We start from the raw sequence: 1,437 nt of genomic DNA, 5'->3' as shown, positions 1-1,437 counted from the left end.
TGACGTGTCGAGCGCTGGATCAGGCGCACACCCAAGCGCTCTTCCAGCTTGGCGATGCGGCGGCTAAGCTTCGATTTCGGCATGCCCAGGACCCGACCTGCCGAAGCAAAGCCGCCATGATCCACGGCTTGGACGTAGTAGTAGAGATCATTCAGGTCTTGCATAGGAGCCACCCATCGTTTCAAAAATAGAACTCCGATAACCGATTTTGCAAACTACACACCTGTCCGTCTCCAGGTCTATACTCTAACCACTTGTTAATTACAAGTAGTACCCTTTCAAATCATTTAGGAGAAAAATCATGCCATTATGGAAAGTTTATCATCCCGCTGGAGCATATACCGCTCAGGATAAAAAGGAGCTATCCGAAAGGATTACCGGTATGTATGCACGCGTTCCTATCCCCAAGTTCTATGTAGTCTTCATTTTTGAGGAAATAGCCAGGGACTCCTGCTTTGTAGGCGGTGAGCCAAATAACAAATTTGTCCGGTTCAGGGTCGATCACATTGCGAGGACGCTACCCGGCCCGGTCATGCGGGAATGGTGGGTGAGAACGCTCGATGAGCTTATTGCTCCTTTTGTAAAGGACAGAGGCTACGATTGGGAGATTTCCATTGACGAGACGCCTTTCGATCTCTGGTCTCTCCAGGGAGAGATTCCGCCTCCTTTTGAATCTGTAGGCGAGAGGAGATGGGTAAAGGAAAACAAGGCGAGTCCTTACACCGCGGCGGAAAAGCTTCCCGTTAACCTGGCGTTTACTCCAGGAATAGCGGAGCGTTAGACCGGAATTTGGCCACTCCGGGCTGGGTGGCCGGTTCCCCTGCGCCCGGCACTGCATATGCCGCAAAAGAACACGAGCTCATCATCCTGATCTTTTCGGGCGGATGGGCGCCCTCACTCACAGTTAAGCACATGGAGGCAACATGACTTATCAAACGATCAACCCTGCAACAGGCAAGCTGATCAAGACCTATGAAAACATATCCGACCGGGACCTGGAGACCGCAGTGGCAAGCGCGCATGAGGCTTTCCACAGTAATTGGCGCCATCGCTCTGTCACCGAGCGTGCAAGGATTATTTCTACCGCAGCTGCCATCCTGCGCGAAAAAAGTGAAGAGTACAGCCACTACCTGACGTTGGAGGTGGGTAAGCTTACCACTGAGGCGCGCGCAGAAGTTGCCCTTTCAGCCGATATCCTGGACTACTACGCAAAGAAAGCCGAGCATTACCTGCAGCCGCGCCTGCTTTCCGAATCTCCTGGTGCTGAACTGCATATCGAGCCGATCGGGGTTCTGCTCGGCATCGAGCCCTGGAACTTTCCCTACTACCAGATCGCGAGGGTTGAAGTGGTCCCCAAAAACTGTACAGATTGTTAAGCTCTGACAAAATTAAAAAGGAGCTTAATGACGATGAGTAAGAAGCGCACTCAATATTCGA

Annotated in this window: 3 protein-coding genes; 2 read left to right on the top strand and 1 reads right to left on the bottom strand. The window is 51.8% G+C overall.

Going from position 1 to position 1,437, the window contains the following annotated elements; genetic code table 11:
- The coding region (locus BLV54_RS15225) for a LysR family transcriptional regulator (RefSeq protein WP_143032560.1) at window positions 1-164 on the bottom strand (164 nt) is incomplete at its 3' end.
- A gap of 137 nt (window positions 165-301) precedes the next feature.
- Here BLV54_RS15225 and BLV54_RS15220 point away from each other — a divergent pair.
- Together BLV54_RS15220 and BLV54_RS15215 are read left to right on the top strand one after the other, a co-directional pair.
- Window positions 302-781 (top strand): tautomerase family protein, encoded by a 480-nt coding sequence (locus BLV54_RS15220; RefSeq protein WP_090572416.1) that lies wholly within the window; start codon window positions 302-304, stop codon window positions 779-781.
- Between the two features lie 142 nt (window positions 782-923).
- The gene (locus tag BLV54_RS15215) at window positions 924-1,376 is read left to right on the top strand and encodes an aldehyde dehydrogenase family protein (RefSeq protein WP_090572415.1); all 453 of its coding nucleotides are present in this window, start codon (window positions 924-926) and stop codon (window positions 1,374-1,376) included.
- Window positions 1,377-1,437: the final 61 nt, after the last annotated feature.

It is taken from the genome of Nitrosomonas sp. Nm33 (assembly GCF_900107265.1).
Lineage (GTDB): Bacteria > Pseudomonadota > Gammaproteobacteria > Burkholderiales > Nitrosomonadaceae > Nitrosomonas.
Note: the sequence above shows the minus strand (reverse complement) of the source record. Positions and strands in the feature narration are given on the sequence as shown.